The organism is Microthrixaceae bacterium (assembly GCA_023957975.1).
GTDB lineage: Bacteria > Actinomycetota > Acidimicrobiia > Acidimicrobiales > Microtrichaceae > JAMLGM01.
This window is the reverse complement of the sequence record JAMLGM010000001.1, coordinates 278,040-294,823: the sequence shown is the minus strand read 5'-3', so window position 1 is coordinate 294,823 and position 16,784 is coordinate 278,040. Positions and strand designations below refer to the sequence as shown.

General features: G+C 64.4%; 19 protein-coding genes and 1 pseudogene. 7 read left to right on the top strand and 13 right to left on the bottom strand.

All coding sequences use genetic code 11. The features are described 5' to 3' along the window. Nucleotides 1-63 precede the first annotated feature (63 nt). The 5 genes from M9952_01500 to M9952_01480 form a co-directional block, all read right to left on the bottom strand. Nucleotides 64-1,368, bottom strand: a complete 1,305-nt coding sequence (locus M9952_01500) for an SAVED domain-containing protein (GenBank protein MCO5311600.1) — start codon at nucleotides 1,366-1,368, stop codon at nucleotides 64-66. Next, nucleotides 1,365-1,943, bottom strand: coding sequence for a Mov34/MPN/PAD-1 family protein (locus M9952_01495; GenBank protein MCO5311599.1), 579 nt, complete (start codon nucleotides 1,941-1,943; stop codon nucleotides 1,365-1,367). Before M9952_01495 ends, M9952_01500 begins: the two co-directional genes overlap by 4 nt. After that, the gene (locus M9952_01490) at nucleotides 1,919-3,133 is read right to left on the bottom strand and encodes a ThiF family adenylyltransferase (protein ID MCO5311598.1); all 1,215 of its coding nucleotides are present in this window, start codon (nucleotides 3,131-3,133) and stop codon (nucleotides 1,919-1,921) included. Before M9952_01490 ends, M9952_01495 begins: the two co-directional genes overlap by 25 nt. Before the next feature lie 70 nt (nucleotides 3,134-3,203). Next, nucleotides 3,204-3,818, bottom strand: coding sequence for a hypothetical protein (locus tag M9952_01485; GenBank protein ID MCO5311597.1), 615 nt, complete (start codon nucleotides 3,816-3,818; stop codon nucleotides 3,204-3,206). Beyond that, entirely contained in the window at nucleotides 3,815-4,780 is a 966-nt protein-coding gene (locus M9952_01480; GenBank protein MCO5311596.1) for a nucleotidyltransferase domain-containing protein, read from the bottom strand. Before M9952_01480 ends, M9952_01485 begins: the two co-directional genes overlap by 4 nt. A 396-nt stretch (nucleotides 4,781-5,176) precedes the next feature. Here M9952_01480 and M9952_01475 point away from each other — a divergent pair, with 396 nt between their 5' ends. Then, entirely contained in the window at nucleotides 5,177-5,677 is a 501-nt protein-coding gene (locus M9952_01475) for a helix-turn-helix domain-containing protein (protein MCO5311595.1), read from the top strand. Further along, the gene (locus M9952_01470; GenBank protein MCO5311594.1) at nucleotides 5,674-6,225 is read left to right on the top strand and encodes an ImmA/IrrE family metallo-endopeptidase; all 552 of its coding nucleotides are present in this window, start codon (nucleotides 5,674-5,676) and stop codon (nucleotides 6,223-6,225) included. Before M9952_01475 ends, M9952_01470 begins: the two co-directional genes overlap by 4 nt. Here M9952_01470 and M9952_01465 read toward each other — a convergent pair. Then, nucleotides 6,183-7,214, bottom strand: coding sequence for a DNA-protecting protein DprA (locus M9952_01465; protein MCO5311593.1), 1,032 nt, complete (start codon nucleotides 7,212-7,214; stop codon nucleotides 6,183-6,185). The two genes, M9952_01470 and M9952_01465, sit on opposite strands and share 43 nt — an antisense overlap. Before the next feature lie 233 nt (nucleotides 7,215-7,447). On the opposite strand from M9952_01465, the gene M9952_01460 reads away from it, so the two are divergent. Further along, the gene (locus M9952_01460; GenBank protein MCO5311592.1) at nucleotides 7,448-7,819 is read left to right on the top strand and encodes a hypothetical protein; all 372 of its coding nucleotides are present in this window, start codon (nucleotides 7,448-7,450) and stop codon (nucleotides 7,817-7,819) included. A 2-nt stretch (nucleotides 7,820-7,821) separates the two neighbouring features. Here the strand turns inward: M9952_01460 and M9952_01455 are convergent, their stop codons facing one another. Continuing rightward, nucleotides 7,822-8,169: a hypothetical protein gene (locus tag M9952_01455; GenBank protein ID MCO5311591.1), complete on the bottom strand. Its 348-nt coding sequence runs from the start codon at nucleotides 8,167-8,169 to the stop codon at nucleotides 7,822-7,824. Between the two features lie 183 nt (nucleotides 8,170-8,352). Here M9952_01455 and M9952_01450 point away from each other — a divergent pair, with 183 nt between their 5' ends. The 3 genes from M9952_01450 (at nucleotide 8,353) to M9952_01440 (ending at nucleotide 10,407) form a co-directional block, all read left to right on the top strand. Continuing rightward, nucleotides 8,353-8,499 (top strand): hypothetical protein, encoded by a 147-nt coding sequence (locus tag M9952_01450; GenBank protein MCO5311590.1) that lies wholly within the window; start codon nucleotides 8,353-8,355, stop codon nucleotides 8,497-8,499. Nucleotides 8,500-8,664: 165 nt separating this feature from the next. Next, entirely contained in the window at nucleotides 8,665-9,375 is a 711-nt protein-coding gene (locus tag M9952_01445) for an SGNH/GDSL hydrolase family protein (protein ID MCO5311589.1), read from the top strand. A 126-nt stretch (nucleotides 9,376-9,501) separates the two neighbouring features. Further along, nucleotides 9,502-10,407: a Dyp-type peroxidase gene (locus M9952_01440; GenBank protein MCO5311588.1), complete on the top strand. Its 906-nt coding sequence runs from the start codon at nucleotides 9,502-9,504 to the stop codon at nucleotides 10,405-10,407. 56 nt (nucleotides 10,408-10,463) lie between these two features. On the opposite strand, the gene M9952_01435 is transcribed toward M9952_01440, so the two are convergent. The 4 genes and pseudogenes from M9952_01435 to M9952_01420 form a co-directional block, all read right to left on the bottom strand. Further along, complete coding sequence (locus tag M9952_01435) at nucleotides 10,464-10,790, bottom strand: AzlD domain-containing protein (GenBank protein ID MCO5311587.1); 327 nt, start codon at nucleotides 10,788-10,790, stop codon at nucleotides 10,464-10,466. Next, nucleotides 10,783-11,466 (bottom strand): annotated as a pseudogene (locus M9952_01430) (AzlC family ABC transporter permease). Before M9952_01430 ends, M9952_01435 begins: the two are co-directional and overlap by 8 nt. 75 nt (nucleotides 11,467-11,541) lie before the next feature. Then, nucleotides 11,542-12,174 (bottom strand): GyrI-like domain-containing protein, encoded by a 633-nt coding sequence (locus tag M9952_01425; GenBank protein MCO5311586.1) that lies wholly within the window; start codon nucleotides 12,172-12,174, stop codon nucleotides 11,542-11,544. Between the two features lie 52 nt (nucleotides 12,175-12,226). Further along, nucleotides 12,227-13,720: a YdiU family protein gene (locus M9952_01420; protein MCO5311585.1), complete on the bottom strand. Its 1,494-nt coding sequence runs from the start codon at nucleotides 13,718-13,720 to the stop codon at nucleotides 12,227-12,229. 215 nt (nucleotides 13,721-13,935) lie between these two features. On the opposite strand from M9952_01420, the gene M9952_01415 reads away from it, so the two are divergent. Further along, entirely contained in the window at nucleotides 13,936-14,973 is a 1,038-nt protein-coding gene (locus M9952_01415) for a hypothetical protein (protein MCO5311584.1), read from the top strand. A 23-nt stretch (nucleotides 14,974-14,996) separates the two neighbouring features. Here the strand turns inward: M9952_01415 and M9952_01410 are convergent, their stop codons facing one another. Next, nucleotides 14,997-15,902: an SDR family oxidoreductase gene (locus tag M9952_01410; protein MCO5311583.1), complete on the bottom strand. Its 906-nt coding sequence runs from the start codon at nucleotides 15,900-15,902 to the stop codon at nucleotides 14,997-14,999. Nucleotides 15,903-15,906: 4 nt separating this feature from the next. Continuing rightward, nucleotides 15,907-16,725 carry a prolyl oligopeptidase family serine peptidase gene (locus M9952_01405; GenBank protein MCO5311582.1) on the bottom strand — a complete coding sequence of 273 codons (819 nt, stop codon included), beginning with the start codon at nucleotides 16,723-16,725 and terminating at the stop codon, nucleotides 15,907-15,909. Nucleotides 16,726-16,784: the final 59 nt, after the last annotated feature.

Sequence of the window (16,784 nt, the reverse complement as noted above, 5' to 3'; positions counted from 1 at the left end):
TCCTCCACGCGAGAGTGGCGGTCAACTTGGTGTTACGGACGACCGCAAAGTCGGCTGGCGCAGTCATGACGCGTCCGGGAGGAGCACGTCTTCGATGACGCCTGAGCTTGCAGATGTGCGTACACGCAAGGTGGGCACGTACCTTGCGCGGTAGTCTTCGCCGTCGATGGGGTCGGAGTCGTCCCATTCATGGACTACGACGCGCAGGGTGTTGGTCAATCGCCCGATGAGAAGCGCAAGTGGGAACGGGCACCGCAGCAGGAGGTGCACCTCGGCGTTGGAGTTGTCGTTCGACAGGGCACGGATGTGCGCGGCGACATCGGCGGCGATCAAGCCTGCATCAGCGGGGTCGAGGAGCGTGCCGCTCGCACTTGTGAGATGACGCCAGGCCGAGAGAAAGGGCCTATGGTCTTCGATATAGCGGGTGAAGGCGGTGTCGCTGCGTTGGGGCAGGAGATCGACATACACGGCTACGGAGGGGCGGCCGGTCGTGATTGCAGATGGATCGCCGCCTTGAGCTGCGATTTGCACTTGCGGTTGCGTGACGAACCGTGCTTCGCCATCGCTCGCCCAGGTGGCGCCCTGTTGGTCGATCACGTCCATGTGTCCGATTCGCGACGAAGGCAAGGCTGCCCCGACTGCGAAGGCAACGGAGAGATGAGCCCCTCCAGCAACACGTAGGCGATGTGCGCCGGAACGGGTCACGGCATCGGGGAGGAGACCGATGGTGTCCTTGAGGTCTCGGAGCCCATCGGCGCTCGGAAGCCGTTCGTGATCGGAGGGCCTGAGCCGGATGTCCAGTTCGTCACCGGTTCGGTCATAGACCTGTGGCGTGTTCCTGGTCTGGAGGCTCAGGTGGAACGTCTGGTCGGTTGCCTCGATTCGTTTGCGAAGAGACGCGATCCGATGCCAGACCAAACCGCGGATCAATGCCAGCAGACCATCGCGCTCGGCGGATTGCTGGTCTACACCGCTCAAGGTGCCGGGACGAATCTCTAGGAGCCGGTCAGGAGCGTCGTAGTCTGTTCCGTCGTCTTCTGTTTTCACCGAATTGATGATGCCGAGTGCAAACACGTCGTGGTCGCGGTGTAGCTCAAGGAGTTGAGGTGCTTCCAGCGTCTTCACGACTCTGCTGTTCACCACGTCCGGTGTCGTCACGAGAACGCCGCCGGAGATGCCGGCCTCTATCGCTTGCTTGAGGCGGGCCTCGGTGTCGCCTGGCGGCAGATCGTCTCGGTCCCGCCAGACAGGGATGCCGGCGGTACGGAGGAGCCAGGCGAGCTCCGTAGCAACACCAGTACCGTCTTTCTGGCGGTACGAGATGAAGACGGGGTCTGCTGGGTCTGGGGTGGCGGAATCGGATGTCATGGCGTCTCCTTGTGTTCTTCAGCTACGGAGGCGGCGTGCCTCGCCGCATCACTGGCGTGCGCGCTGTTCACGGCAGGCGCCGTATGAAGCCTCTCGGGTACCACTGCCACGATGCAGTCCCGTTCTACGAGCCAAGTTGCAGCGACCACACGTGCCGATGAATCGAATCCAGCGATGATCGCGACGAACTTGTCGAACCCCAGTTCAGGGTCGTGCAGATGGCGCATGTAGGAGTGGAGATCGACCTCGCTCGGGGAAAGCCCTCCGGTCGGGTGGGTGTGCCATTCGCCTATCCACTGGCTACGGTCCTCCGACCACGCGAAGTCCGCGAGACGCCGGGCATGGTCGAGGTCGCGCATGAAGGTGCGTTCGCCGCGGGTGGCGTTGGGTCCAGGTCCGCCCGCGTGTCGGACGACGATCCCATCAGTCGCATCGTCCCCGAGCAGGATGCCGCCAGTTTCGAGTCCATCGGCGGACCGCAACGCCTCGCGCGCGATTGCGCTGAGTGCGACGTCAGTGATCGTCACCGGAGGTGCCTCTCTCCAAGTTGTCATGCTGGCGAGCAGGTCGGGCACGATGCGCGAGGTCTGGGGATGGACGACCAGCGAACATCGCCGGCGTGGCTGAGGTCGAAAGGGTCTGCGAGGTCACCTGCTGGTCGGAGACCGATGATGGCGTGTTCGCCGGGAACCTGCTGGGTGTGGTCGCCGTGAAGTGATTCCAGCAGTGTCGCGATCGCTACTTTTGCGGCGAACGTGCCGACGTATCGGAGATCGGGCGGCACAGCCGTCATCGGCTGGTGGACGCGCCCGGTGCCGTAATCCAACTCTTGATCCGCCTCAGCGTCCATCGCTCCTTGATCTGCAAGCTGCTGCCGTAGACAGAGGAGACAGCCGAACCGGGGTGTTGGTCGCAGCCTGATGACTTCTCCGATCGAGCCATTGTCGAGCACGCACGCCAAGATCGCCGGCTTCCGTGCGCGCCTGGAGAGGTGGCTGACGACACGCCTGGGAGCAATACCGTCTGCGGCACAGAGCACGAGATCGACTCGGTCGACGATGGGCCGGATGTAGTGCGCCTCGGCAACCACGTCACGTCTGTGAGCCACCACTGTCTGCTGCGGCCAGTGCTGGGCGAGGTGGTCCTTCATCGCCGCTACCTTGAATCGCCCGACGCTTTCGGGTCCGAGAGTGTGGCGGAGCATGTTGTGCCAGAGGAATCGGTCCGGGTCGACAAGTTCCACACGTCCGACTCCGTATCCTGCGAGCGCCTCTGCTGCGGCGCTGCCGATGCTGCCGCAGCCCACGACCAGGATGCTGTTGGCGGCGAGCTGCTCGATCGGCCACTTGCCGGTCAACTGTGCCAGGCCAAGAACTTCTGGCTCGATCTCGATAGGGAGCGGTTCCACACCGTCGCGTCGGACAGCCCATCCCGCAAACTCCGGAGCCCCGGCCTCCATCAGCTCTGGTGGAAGGTCGGGGTCGTGAGTGACGACCACGCCAAGGTTGTTGCCGGGGTCGGAGACGCCTGGCACCAGCTCCCTGAATTCTTTGAACCCTATGGAGATATCGGGGCGTCTGGACAAGAAGAGATGGTGAAGATGGGCGTCGTTAGTGGCCACCCTGATCCACTGAGCTGCATGGTGGGGGTCGCCTGAACGAAGCGCGGCGTATTCGCGTGGGACTTCGGCTGGAAGGCGGATGTCTTTGCCGGTTTCCACGGTCTGGACGACGTACATATCGTCTGCGGGAACGCGGCGGAGCACCAGTGATCCGCGCGAGAGGTCGGAGCCTGCGATCTTGGTGACCGCGTCTCGGGGCATCACGATGTAGGGATTACGGGGAGACATCCGCGCCTCCAACCTCGTCCGGGCCCGGTGTTTCAGCTACTCGCTGAATCGCTCGGTCAATCAGGTGGTCGTGCGAGGGGTCAGAGACGATGCCATTGACCGACATCTCATCGATGACCCCAGCCTTCATGAGGGCGTACTCGATCCGCCACCCCGATGCCTTCGCCAGAAGCTCGGTGAGGCTGGCCTCGGGCTGCCAGCCTCCATCGCTCTGGAGCAGACAGAGCGATCCTCCTGGGGCTACGTGCCATGCGGACTGTGTCTGTTCCCAGACCGACGGCTCCGGATCGAGGGAGTAGATGGTCGGCGGAACCATCGGATGCGCTGCGGAGTAGACGACGAGCACCTGCAGTTCCCGGTCCCCGAGCAACTCATCGAGAGCTTCGGGCCTCGGCCGCTCGAAAGGCCAGCGGGGGAGGACACCCATCCATCCGCCGTGCGGCAAGCCGTCGTCTGCGGGGGTCTGGTACTCGAGCAATGGGGCGAACGCCTGGACCTCACTCTGATCGCGCGCCAGTCGCGCGGGTTCGCGCTCAGTCCAGAGGACGGGGTTAAGCGGCGTAGTGCCCGTGCCGCGATCTGGACCTGTTGCGCGGGTCATCCTTGCGGAGTGTCCTTCACAGGACGGGGCGAAGCGGGCACGACCGCGGGCGCCGGGTTGCCGGTGGAGGCAGGAGGCTTCGGGAAATCGTCCCCAAAGACCTCACCCCAGTGCTTGATCGCAGCCGCAGTGTCGTTGTTCGCCTGCGCCTGGAACGCCTTGATGGCGTTGTCTCGGGCGGACCGTAGGGCGTCGGCGAACGCGTCGTAGTCGATGTCGGGCTGAATCGGTCCGCAGAGTCCAGCGGGATCGGCGACTTCGTTCCCGCCCTCGATGTGGTAGCAGGCACTGACGAAGAACTGCTTGATCGCAGCGGGCTGGTTGACGTCCGTCGGCAGGAAGTCGAGCGCGAGGACCTCCATGACGAGAGACTTGATCTTGGTGTCTTGCTCGGCGGCCCACCACTTGAGCATCCGAACAGTGCCGGCGAACTTGTTCCACTGCGCGTGCCGATCCGCCACTTCGGCGATCAGGAACTCTGGGTCGCAAGCGACCCAGTCTTCCGAGAGTGCTTCCGGAATAAGGAGCCGCCCATCGCGGCGCAGCGCAGGCATGGCATCAACCGTGAACGCGTCAGGATCGTCGGGGTCATCCAGGAAGCACTTGACGGCATGGTTGCGCCACCGGGCCAGCCGGACGGCGTGGTCGTAGGTGCCGTTCGTCGCCCCGAGCAGCGCGTTGACACGCCCGCGCGTGTAATCGAGAGCATCCGCGGCGGAACTTCCCGGAGTTCCCCACTCAGGATGCTCCTCCTGATCGAAGACGACGATCACATCGACGTCATGGATCGGATCCTTGTGTGTCCCTCGCGCGAGCGATCCGGACGCGATGACTTCCTTCACGTCGACCTCGGCCCCGAAGGCACCCTTGAAGAGATCGCGTCGAGTGCGGGCTTCGCGGACGTGCGTGATGTCGGCGTTCACGACGTCCTGGAAGGTCTTGAAGGCGTCAGTCACGCTCATAGTCGTTCTCCTGATTGGTTCGTCTGGTCGATCACCGTAGCCACTGCCACCGACATTGCTGTGCGGTGCGGAGCGCGGCACGGTGCCTACTTCTTCTTGCTGCCCCTGCCGGTGCTCTCGTTAGTCGTGGTCTTCGGGTGACGCTTCACCGTGGACTGCTTCACGAACCGGCCCGTGACCGCGCTGCGTCCTCGCTTGCCTGCCATGTTCCTCACCTCCTCTGTAGTTCGCGCTCGATGGCGTGCCTCCAGGTTGGAGCACGTCACGACTGTATCAGCAAAGCGGCATCAGTCTCGTTGAGACACGCCGTGTCGTATCAGTAACGAGTCAACGACGCGCTAGGCTTGCGCTCATGGAACGGAGACGGACAGAGGCGGCTAACAAGGCGAGTCCAGCATGACAGGGACCTCCGACACCGCCCCGGGCATGGAGCGGCTCGACCTAACACAACTAGGTGCGATGCTCCGCGAACGTCGCGGGAAGCTGTCGCTTCGTCAAGCGGCTGCCGAGGCTGGCGTCAGCTTTAGCACCTTCACTCGAATCGAGGCAGGTGCTCAGCCCGACCTGACCTCGTTCACCCTGCTGTGCGCGTGGCTCGGCGTGTCGCCCGGGCAGTTCTTCATGCCGACGGCGTTGCGCGAGGTGGCGCCAATCGATGAGGCGATCGCGCATCTTGCTTCCGATCCGCGCCTTGAACCGGATGCTGCCTCCAAGATCGCAGAGATGCTGCGCAGCATGTACGACGTCCTGGCCAAGGCGCCGGCTCAGCGCCAGGTGGTTGCTTGCCACCTCCGCGCCGCTTCGATGCTCCGGCCCGGGGTGCCCGAAAGGCTCAACTCACTCTTGGGTGAGATGCACAGCAAGTTGGCCGCGCGCGTTTCGGCTGGGGAGCTGTGACGCTACGTCGCGGGTTCAAGGCAGAGGCCGAACGCGAGGCCGCGCGGGTTCGGAAGGAACTTGGACTCGCCTCGCACGATCACCTTGATCCGCGCGATCTCGCCAAACACCTGAATGTGTCGATCGTTGATGCCGCAGACTTGGTGGACATCAGCGAGCTCGAAGAGCTGGAGCGACTGCAAGCGTTCGCCTTCTCCGCCGCGACCTTCGAGATCGAGGATCGCCGGATCGTTGTCGTTAGCCCGCTCCGGACTCCGGGTCGGCAGAACAGCGATATTGCGCACGAACTGGCGCACATCATGCTGAAACACGACCTTGCTGAAATTCGTGAGCTCAACGGGATGCCCTTCCGGACCTGCAAACCAGAGGAAGAGGAGGAGGCCACGGCCTTCGGGGGCACACTTCTTCTCCCGCGCCCACTGCTTCTCAGTGCAGCGCGTCGACGAACGCCCGTTGACCAAATTGCCAGCCAGTACGACGTGACGGTCGAGATGGCGCGCTTCCGTTACAACACCACCGGTGTCGCCAAGCAGGCTGTGTCCCGATAGGCGGGTCGAGAACGGTCCGCGGTTGGTTGCCGCTGTGAATCTCGGCGACCGATCGCTTGACCTGGGTCGGGACCGTTCTTGTGCGCGACCAACGACTCGATATCGCCGGTGCCGGTGACCAGCCTCGCGAGGCCATCCTGAAGGAGGAGGTGTGGGCCTGCGCTCGTCGCGCTGGTCACTGGACCGGGAACAGCTCCGATGGTGCGGCCGAGTTCGTGAGCGCGCCGGGCGACGGTCATTGATCCCGAGCGAACGCTGGCCTCGACCACGACGGTCGTTGCGGAGAGGGCAGCCATTAGCCGCGCACGCGCGAGGAAGCGGTGGCGCGTAGGCACGGCACCCGGCGGAACCTCGCTGACCATGAGGCCGAGGTCTGCAACTCGCTGAAGCAGTTCACGGTGGCCCATCGGGTAGCAGCGATCAAGGCCGTTCGCCATGACCGCGATCGTGTCGCCACCGGATGCCAGCGCCGCTCGATGGGCAGCACCTTCGATGCCGTACGCGCCGCCGGCAACCACTACCCGTTCAGCGTTGGCGAGGTCGGAAGCCAGTTCTCCGGCCACATGCTCGCCGTAGGAGGTCGAGGCCCTTGCGCCGGTGATCGTGACCAGATCACCGACTGGTCGCGCGAGGAAAGAAGGCGTGCCGCGAGTCCATAGGACGTATGGCCGTCGGTCGCCAAGATCGTCGAGCGCAGATGGCCATTGCTTGTCGCCAGGGATCAGCGTGCCGATACCAGCGCGCTCGGCTTCGACGATGTGCTGCTCAAGTGTCCGTGCGTCTGAGCGCTGGAACTGGGAACGCCACACCTGGGCGTCAACGTTACTGAGGCCCGGCACCACGTCATCACGCTCGACAAGCCGAAACAGCTCAAGCGTCCCCAGTTCGCCCAGGAGACGGCCAGTCACGGCGTCGTCGGGTTCGACGATCATCGACAGCACCATCCGCGCTGTGCGCTCGTCTTGGACTACCTGGCTCAGGTTCGTCATCGTCGGGTCCTCTCACTCCTACAGAGAGGTGCGCGCGACGACGCGGGGGCCGGAGGAGGGCGAGGTGCCTCATGTCAGGTTGCCCGCGAAGTGTTTCCATGAACGCCGACCCCGGCGTACAGTGGATGGCGAGGCAGGTTCTCCTCATATTGCGGGTCCTCCGGGACGGCCTTCGGGCACTCACACACGTTCTGCCTCCTCGACGGAGAAACACGTGTGACGAGAGGCCCGTCATGTTCCGCTTCATCTGGACGCTCAGCGTTCGCACTCGCGACTACCTGCATCGCTACATGCCGAGCAACCGACTGCTCGCTGCCATCCGCACCCGACGCGGACTCAAGTGGGGGCTACCCGCGATGCTGGTTGCTCTCCCGTACTTCCTGATTGCTTACGCCTGCTCGTCCGCGGTCGCCGGCGGCGGTCCCGGCTGGCTGCACCTAATCGTGCTGTGGGCGTGCTGGAACGCACTCAAGTTCATCATCATGGGACCCGTGAGCGTTGTGCTGCTCGTCCGCGTACGCCTGCACGACGCCACCATCCGTCGCCGTCAGCGCCGCGAGGCCTCCACCGAGGCAGATGCTCGCGTCCCGGTTCTGCACGCCTAGAATCACCCGACTGCGACCGGGGACGAGGCGATGCGCGACCGACGCCCGCCGCCGGGCCGGATCACGATGCCGTGCGATGCGAGAGCCCGCCGGACAGCCTGAGGCCCTGCCCCGACCTTCACGCCGACCTCTACTAGCGTCAACCCGCTGAGGTAGAGGTCGGCTGCTTCATGGATGCGGGAAGGGTCGAAGCGTCCCCGTCGGATCGGGACCTCCCGACGAGTCAGGTGGGCGGCCACCGTTCGGCGGTTCACTCCGAACCGCGCTGCCAGCTCCACGAGCGTCGCTCCCGCGTGGTAGTCCGCCACCAGATCGTTGACCTGCTCGGGGCGCAGAAGAGTTTGAGCCATCTCAAGTGACCGCACCATCCGACCCCGCGAGTCCGTCACCGTCGGCCCCGACGAACGACGGTCCTGCTTGTAGAAGCCGCGTGACCTGCGCAAAGATAGGGTTTTCAAGGGTGGGCAGGGGTTCTCAAACTCTCTACGGAGGTCCACCAGATCGTCGCAATACCGACCGCCGTCAGCACCGTCATGACGGCGATCCCCGACGCTGTCGACGCATTCGCCGGAGATCCAGAGAGCTTGCCCAAGTTGGCGGCCATTCTGGCGGAGGCGGACGTGAAGCGGGAAAGCGATCTCGCCCCACTCAAGTCGATCGTGGCGGATCGTCCCGCCTGACGTTGGGTTGACCGATTTTTCGGCAAGTTTACGCGCATCTTCAGTAATCTCACTTCCGGACAATCAGTGCCGGTCACACTTCGAGCCTCCACCAGCCCTCATTTCATATGTGTCGTGGCCGATGTTCATGTTTGTAGTGACCGACCGACTGATTGATTGACCGCCATGAGACCACGAATCACCATCGCCACCATCAAGGGGCCAGGCCGGAACCCGTTGATCGCGATCACCGCGTCTGCGGTCATAGCGCTCGCTGCAACAGGCTGCCGACTCGAATCGCCCGCGAGCGGAACCGTCGGTGTTTACGAAGACTCCACGTCAATTGTCGCGATCGGAGACAGCCAGACATCTGTTCACGACCATCCACAACGTGGCCCGTCGTGGGCCGACCGCATCCCCGGAGTCACCAACGGAGCTGCAGGGATGGGGGGCGGCGGATGGCGCCAACGCTCGGCACGAACCAACCAGACGATCGACGACCGCACTGCACAACACCTCAATAACCACGCCGACCACATCGTGGTGATGGCCGGCGTCAACGACTTGAACAACCACTGGTTGGCTCAGGACCTGCTCGAACCCATCACCGCATGGAAGGCGAGATTGGACGCCGCCAACGCTCAATACACCGTGATCGGAGTCGTGCCCTACCCGCGCGATGCCCGGGTCGCGCGTACCGAGAACCAACGCCAAGAACTGAACGCAAGCTTCGCCGAGGTGTTTCGAGATCGCTACCTCGACTGCGACTCGTACTTGAGTGATGAGGACGGCTGGCTGTTACCAGGCCTCTCGCTCAGCGCCACCGATTTGCACCTGAACTCGGCGGGCGAACAGAAGCTGGCCGACTGCGTCATCCAATCCGGACTCCTCGAATAGCCGGGCGAATAGCTGGCCGTCGGTCCGACGACCACCGGAACAATCGGCGGATACGATTGGCCGCGGATCGAGTCGGCGTCGCGTCCTCCAGGTCGTTGATCCCCCGACGGAAACGGAGACCAACTGATGAGTTCCACAGTCACCGCCGCCGGTTTGGCCCAGCCTGGAATCTTGGCATTCGGCACGACCAACCACGCCTACATCGAGTTCGACCTTCGTCCCGAAGCCGATCTCGACACCCTGGCCAATGTGCTGGGCAATCTCGCTGGCGCTATCACCACCGGTGCGGGGCACATGGTCGTCATCGGGCTGCGGCCGGAACTGTTGGGGCGCATCCAACCGGGGGCATGCCCCGACGGCGTCCATGGGTTCAACGAACCCATCGTCGGGCCCGACGGATTCACGATGCCGGCAACCCAACACGATCTCATCGTGTGGCTCGCCGGCGGCTCGCGCGACGTGGTGTTTGACGGAGCAAAGGACGCCATCGCTCAGCTCGCCGACCACGCCGTCGTCGCGGAGGAGGAAGCAGGGTGGGCCTATCACGGCCACCGTGACCTGACCGGATTCGTCGACGGAACGGAGAACCCCGCGCTCGCCGAGGTACCGGATGTCGCGCTCTTCTCCGACGGACCCGCCGCCGGAGCCAGCCTGTTGCTGGTTCAGAAATGGGCCCACGAATCGTCATGGTCCGAACTCTCCGACGCCGACCAGGAAGCGGCGATTGGACGTACGAAGGCGGACGACATCGAACTCGACCCCAAGCCGGAGACTTCCCACGCTGCTCGAACCGATCAGGACGAGATCGGCAAGATCGTCCGCCGCAATCTCGGCTATGGCACGGCGTCACGTCACGGCACGATGTTCGTCGGGCTCACGAACGACCAGGCCGTCATGCAGCGCATGCTGGAACGAATGGCCGGCATCGAGGGTCCGCGCGACGAATTGACCCGCCACAGCCACGCCGACACCGGTTCGTACTACGTGCTTCCGCCCGTGGCGATGTTGAACTCACACTGCACGCTGGAATAGTCCGTGACGATTCGACCGCGTGGCCCCCTCCGGCCCGCATTCTGAGCGACCACTGCTCAGCCGAGGTTCACCGCCACGATGTAGACGAGGGTTCCCGTACCCACACTCCACAGGGTGCGACGACCCGACAACAGGTGCACCGCGACGGTGACAGCTACCGCAGACGCCGCTGCGAGCCTGCTGGTGACACTCGTGCCGACCGAATCCGAAAGGGTGCTCACGGCGAGGATCGCGAGGATCCCCGCTGGCATCCATGCCGCCATCGTCGTCACGAATCGTGAATGACGCAATGGCTCCAGCACGGCGAAGGGGACCGCTCGCAGGGCGAAGGTGATGGCGAACCCGATGGCCAGGACCGAGGCGATGTAGGACGTCTCAGGCATCGGTCGGCTCCGGCGGTCCGACGAGCACGTACCGGGCGACCAAGCTGGCGACGAAAACCACCAACCCCACGAACAACGCCTCGCCGGGGACCACCAGTCGCGCGAACGAGAAGCTGGCGGCGGCCAACAGCAGCGATGGCAACTCGGACTTCGTGCGGCACGCGTCGAGGGTCAACGTCACAAACAGTGCGCACAGCGCGAACTCAAGGCCTTCGAGACGAATCGGAAGCAACGATCCGATGGCGACACCGGTCAGACCGCCACCGACCCAATAGGTCTGCAGCGACATTTGCAGTGCCAATAGCCGCCACGCGGTCCATCCGTGAGGGTTGGCCGCGGTGACGGCGAAGGCCTCGTCGATGAGTGCATACATCGAGTAGATGCGGGCGAATCGATTCCGCACGACCCGCAGCGGAAACGTGAAGGCGTAGAACACGTGTCGGAAGTTCACCAGCAACGTCGTCAACGCGATCGTCGCCAGCGGCGTCGCCGTCGTGATCATCCCGATCAGCAACAACTCCAGTGAGCCGGCATAGACGGACACCGATAGAGCAGGCGCCACCCACCACGGCAGTCCGGCCTGCACGACCAACAAGCCAAACGCGATGCCGATGGGGTACATCCCGAGCCCGGCCGCCAGCGAGGCCTGGACTCCGGCAGCAACCTCCGCCCGCCGCGAGGGCGTCATTTCCGAACGCCCGCTGACACTGCTTTCATGGGACCTCACCAGCCGAGGGAACGCGGGCCGAACTCAGCGCGCGAAATCGATCGGCTCGACGGGCTGACGCAGAATCGTACGCCGCTTGTCGGGCGCCACCCTGCGGAAATCGCTGAGGTAGATCTCGTGGTGCTTGCCGGTCATCTGAAACCCTTCGGCGGGGAGAAATTCCTCGTGCATCCGCTCCAACACAGCGGCCTCGTCGTCGAACGATCCGATGTGCAGCGTCTGCACACAGCGCCCTTCGTTCAGCACCGCCATCCGTACATCGCCCAGCCGCTTTGGTGCTCCCTTCGCCGCCACCGTGGCGATCGCCGCGTCGAACATGGTCCGGTCAATCCAGTCGGGCACGAACAGCATCAACGTCCACTCCCACTGCGACTTGTCGCGCGCGGTGGTGAAGGTGTCCATGTCCTGCGCCCACCACAATCCCTCCAGCGGCGCGACGACATAGTCTCGACCGAGTTCCTGCTTACTCGCGAACTTGATCTTGTAGGCAACCGGGTAGAGCGTCTCGATCGCCTCGGTGAACTCCACGGAGGTGTTCGGGTCGCCGTGGCCGTCGATCATCAGGTAGGTCGCGTCGGGAACATCCAGGACCCGGAACTCGCCGCGCCGGGCCCTGTAGCGGTCGAGCGTCTTCTTGAAATCGATCTTGTCGGCCACGATCAGTTCCTACCACGACCGCGCCGGTCGCTCCCGACCTCTCCGCTCTCGATCAGGTGCCGCAGTAGGTGACGTAGCCGGACGTGAACGAGTCGGGGGCTGGCTCGGCGAACGCCTCAAGCCCCTCACGTTCGTTGAACGGCTGTCGAATGGCCTCGATGAGCGCGTTTGTCGGCGCGAGATCGCCCTTGTTCGCGGCAGCCAACGCGGCCTCCACCAGATGATTGCGTGGGATGTAGATCGGGTTCACCCGATCCATCGCTTCGGCGATCTCGTCGCGATCGACGTCGCCGAGTCGATCCAACCAACGGTTCCGCCACCGAACGAAGGTCTCGCCATCACGTGACGACGCGACGATCGCATCGAGATTCGAGTTGGAGTGACGCAGCGACTGGGCGAGGTTGCGAAACGTCGAGGTGAAGTCTCGACGCTCAGCTGCCATCCACACCAGCAGGTCGTCGATCAGCTCCGTATCGGCGGCATCAAAGTCACCGTCGACGCCACCTCGATCCGACCGGTCGTCGATTCCCAGCTTGGCCCGAAAAAGACGGAGCCGCGCCGCCTCATAGCGGCCATCGAATGCGCCGAGTATCGCCTCGTAACGAGCGATGTCGTTTTGCGACGGTTCCGGGGTGAGCATCAACAACACCTCGGCGAGACGCGCCAGGTTCCAGACCGCGATCTGAGGTTGGTTCCGGTAGCGGTAGCGGCCGTTGTGATCGATCGAACTGAACACGGCGTCGGGGTCGTATCCCTCCATGAACGCACACGGCCCGTAGTCGATCGTCTCGCCCGACAGCGTCATGTTGTCGGTGTTCATCACGCCGTGGATGAACCCGACCGACATCCACGCGGCGATCAGTTCCGCTTGACGACCGACCACCGCCTCGAGCAGCGCAGCGGCCTCACCCTCCTCGAGGTCGGGATAGTGGCGAGCGCGCACGTACTCGACGAGGCGAGCCAATAGCGCCGCATCCCCCGAGGTTCGGAAGAGCTCGAACGTGCCGACGCGGATGTGCGACGCAGCGACCCGGGTGAGGACGGCACCGGGGCTCGGTGGTTGACGAATCACCGTCTCGCCGGTGGCGACCACGGCGAGCGAGCGGGTGGTCGCAATGTGTAGCGAGTGCATCGCCTCGCTGACGATGTACTCGCGCAACATCGCGCCGAGCGCCGCACGTCCGTCTCCGTTTCGCGAGAACCGCGTGCGGCCCGAGCCCTTCAGTCCGATGTCGTAGCGGTTGCCGTCGCGGTCGATCACCTCGGCCAACAAGTGGGCGCGACCGTCGCCGAGCGACGGATTGAAGTTGCCGAACTGGTGGCCGACGTATGCCTGGGCGATCGGATGTGCACCGTCGGGGATCTCATTGCCGCCAAGCACCGCCACGCCGTCGGGGCTGCGGAGCTCGTCGACACTCAAACCGAGTTGATCCGCGAGTTGTTCATTGAGCACCACCAACTCGGGGGCTCGCACCGGTGTCGGCTCAGACTCGGCATAGAGCTCGGGAAGTTCTCGAACGAACGAATTGTCGGTGTTCCAACGCACCGCTCCAGCGTGCCACGCCGACGGTGACCACCGAGCGCGCCGCCAACGGAGCACCCCACACGGATTCGAAACTCCCGAAAGCCCACCAGCAACGTCGTGAAAATCCTCCGCGTGCGGGAACAGAACCCAACACGATGGACACCTCTGGTCTTGCGCGACAACATCGTGCGATGCCGGAGGCGTGACCCACACCGAATGTCACCGCCAAGGTCCACATGCCCGGCCTCGATGGTCTCCGCGGCGTACTGGTGCTCGGCATCCTGGCGTACCACCTCGGGTTCGCTCCCGCGATGTTCGCCACGGTCGACGGCTTCTTCGCACTCTCGGGATTTCTCATCACCGGGCTGCTCCTCGATCGAACCCCGTCCAACGTCACCGAACTCACCACCTGGTGGGGCTGGCGCATCCGACGTCTGGTTCCCGCTGTCTCGGTGCTCGTGCTCACGGTCGTGGTGGTCTTCGCATCCACGTCCGGAATCGCCCGCGACGGCTTCGCGACGATGACCTGGTGGGCGAACTGGAACCAGATCTTCAACGGAACGTCCTATTGGGCACCCCAGCCATCACCGTTGCGACACGCGTGGACCCTGTCGATCGAGGAGCAGTCGGCAGCCGCAGCACTCGAATCGGCACGCGCCGCGCTCGAGGCCGCATCGACCGAGCCGCCAACAACCGAATCTCCTGCAACGGAGTCGCCGACGCCCGCGCCCCTCGACACTGCTGCACCGGATACGACCGCGGCTCCCCAGGCACCGATGCGCGTGATGACCGCTGGCGACAGTCAGGCGTTCGCCGCCGCCCACCCGCCGATCCCACGCAAGGATCTGCCGCCGTACATCGACTCGGTCATCGACGCCGGGGTGCTGGGGTGTGGGGTCCTCGTCCGAGCCCCGGGTTGGACGATGATCGACCCCGATCGGGGCGGACGTGTCAGCGGCGAATACTGCATCGATTCCGCTGAGGCCGCCGGGGTACGCACGGCGCTGGTCGAATGGTCGTGCTCGAGTCTGGAGATCGGCGATGCCGAGGCCGCCGAATGGACCCGCTGGCACAACACGATCCTGCGCGAGGTAGCAGCGTCGATCCCCGGAACGATCACGATTCCTCCGAGCGATGCCGTATGCGTCGACGGCGATCCCGCGGGGTCCCCCACGCCAGCAAAGGACAAGGCGTGGGGCCATGAGGTACATCCCGTCGACCTTGTCTGGCTGTGGAGCGTGCAACTCGGTCCGACGCTGCTCGCCAACCGGTAGCGCCGGGCGAACCGGCTCTCCGTTCAGCCGCCGAGGATCGCCGCCAGTTCTTCGAGGGTGTACGGCGGATTCGTGGCGTGGTCCCGCCAGGTGACGAACTCGTCGGCGGACTTCGGGAATCGGCCGACATATCCGCCGGCACCGACGACCACCTCGCCGGTGATTCCTGCGGCAAGATCGCTGGCCAGGAAGGCGTACAGCGATGCGACGTGTTCGGGGCTCCCCGGGTTCTGCGACCCCGCGAGCATCAGGTCGTCCAACAGTCCCCGCTCGTGGAGGTCGCGCAGGTGCTGTTCGTAGTCCGTGCCCGTGGACAGGCGGGTCGTCGCACCGGGGCACACGACGTTGGCACGAACGTTGTGCTCTCGAAGCTCGGCGGCGATGGCTGCGGTCAGGCTGTTCACCGCTCCCTTTCCCGCGGCATATCCGGTGCCTCCGTAGATCCCCAGGAACGCATGACTCGATGTGTTGACGATGGCGCCGCCACCGGCCGCGACCATCTGAGAAGCGGCCACTCGACAGGTTTGGAACGTGGTGTTCAGGTGCGACTCGATCAACTCGTTCCACTGCGCTGTCGTCACATTGAGGATGGATGAACCGGATGGTTCGGCCGTTCCCGCGCAGTTGACGAGCACATCGATCCGCCCTGTCGCCTCCACCGCCGCTGCGATGAGCGCCTCGGCGACCTCGGGCTCCGACGGCGAACCGGAAACGGCAACCGCGGTGCCGCCGGACGCGACCACGTCGGCAGCACCGGCGATCTCCTCGGCGGCCTGGCGAGCCACCTCCGGGTCACGACCGTTCACGATCACCGCCGCGCCTTGAACGGCCAGCGCATGGGCCACGGCCCGACCGATACCGCGACTCGAGCCGGTCACCACCGCGCTTCGACCGGCGAAGTGATATCCGTTCTCCGCAGGGTCAGGCATGGGTTCAGGCAGGCGCGTCGGGCAGGCGGTGCTGGGAGAAGAAGTCCCAAATGATCTCGGTGGCGTCGATCGAGGACGCTGTCTTGCCGACGATGCCTTCAATCTGCGTGAAGAACTTGCTTCCCGGCCACGAGTGACCGCCGCCTCCGATGATGTAGAACTCCGCCGCCGAGCCGACGGCGTCGCAATTCCAGGTGGTCTTGGTGATTGGCCCGCGGGTCACCGGATCGGGGTTCGGCGACAACGTCGTGACCACCGGGTCGGGCTCGCATCCGTATTTTGCGGCGACGGCACCCGGGGTGTCCTTGAAGAACGCGAACGGCAGGATCCAATCCGCGTCCCCATGGAACGTGACGAACGGAACCGCCCGTTCCGTGCGGGTGCACGGGTTCATCATCCCCGCCACCGGAGCGGCCGCGGCAAACGTGTTCGCCCGCATGCACATCAGCATCGAGGTCATCGAGGCGCCGTAGGAAAGCCCGGTGATGTACACCCGTGACCGATCGATGCACATCGTCGATTCCAAATGTTCGAGCAGCGCATCGATGAAACGCAGGTCGCTGTTGGTTTCCGTCAGGTTGACGTTCCAGTGAATGCCGTTCTGCGAACCGACGGGGAATACCGCCGCGAATCCTTCCTTTTGGGCGAGGGCACTGAACTGGGTGGAGTACGGATGGGTTCCCACCCAACCCTCGAGCAGACCGTGGAAGTCGAGCACCAGCGGTATCGGATCACTCGTACCCGCAACGTGGTTCTTCGGCACGGTGAGTCGATAGGTGCGCACCGCTCCGGCGGCCTTGATCTTCTCGGACCGTTCGTTCACGGGACCGCGGGTGGTCACCCCGCAACCCGGCGACGGACCGGTCGCCCCCGCCGGTGGCG

Excerpts from the sequence above, each read along its gene's own strand:
- M9952_01415 (MCO5311584.1), top strand. The coding sequence starts at position 13,936 with ATGCCCGGCCTCGATGGTCTCCGCGGCGTACTGGTGCTCGGCATCCTG.
- M9952_01500 (MCO5311600.1), bottom strand. The coding sequence starts at position 1,368 with ATGACATCCGATTCCGCCACCCCAGACCCAGCAGACCCCGTCTTCATC.
- M9952_01440 (MCO5311588.1), top strand. The coding sequence starts at position 9,502 with ATGAGTTCCACAGTCACCGCCGCCGGTTTGGCCCAGCCTGGAATCTTG.
- M9952_01435 (MCO5311587.1), bottom strand. The coding sequence starts at position 10,790 with ATGCCTGAGACGTCCTACATCGCCTCGGTCCTGGCCATCGGGTTCGCC.
- M9952_01450 (MCO5311590.1), top strand. The coding sequence starts at position 8,353 with ATGACGGCGATCCCCGACGCTGTCGACGCATTCGCCGGAGATCCAGAG.
- M9952_01410 (MCO5311583.1), bottom strand. The coding sequence starts at position 15,902 with ATGCCTGACCCTGCGGAGAACGGATATCACTTCGCCGGTCGAAGCGCG.
- M9952_01465 (MCO5311593.1), bottom strand. The coding sequence starts at position 7,214 with ATGACGAACCTGAGCCAGGTAGTCCAAGACGAGCGCACAGCGCGGATG.
- M9952_01480 (MCO5311596.1), bottom strand. The coding sequence starts at position 4,780 with ATGAGCGTGACTGACGCCTTCAAGACCTTCCAGGACGTCGTGAACGCC.
- M9952_01485 (MCO5311597.1), bottom strand. The coding sequence starts at position 3,818 with ATGACCCGCGCAACAGGTCCAGATCGCGGCACGGGCACTACGCCGCTT.
- M9952_01460 (MCO5311592.1), top strand. The coding sequence starts at position 7,448 with ATGTTCCGCTTCATCTGGACGCTCAGCGTTCGCACTCGCGACTACCTG.
- M9952_01475 (MCO5311595.1), top strand. The coding sequence starts at position 5,177 with ATGACAGGGACCTCCGACACCGCCCCGGGCATGGAGCGGCTCGACCTA.
- M9952_01445 (MCO5311589.1), top strand. The coding sequence starts at position 8,665 with ATGAGACCACGAATCACCATCGCCACCATCAAGGGGCCAGGCCGGAAC.
- M9952_01455 (MCO5311591.1), bottom strand. The coding sequence starts at position 8,169 with ATGGCTCAAACTCTTCTGCGCCCCGAGCAGGTCAACGATCTGGTGGCG.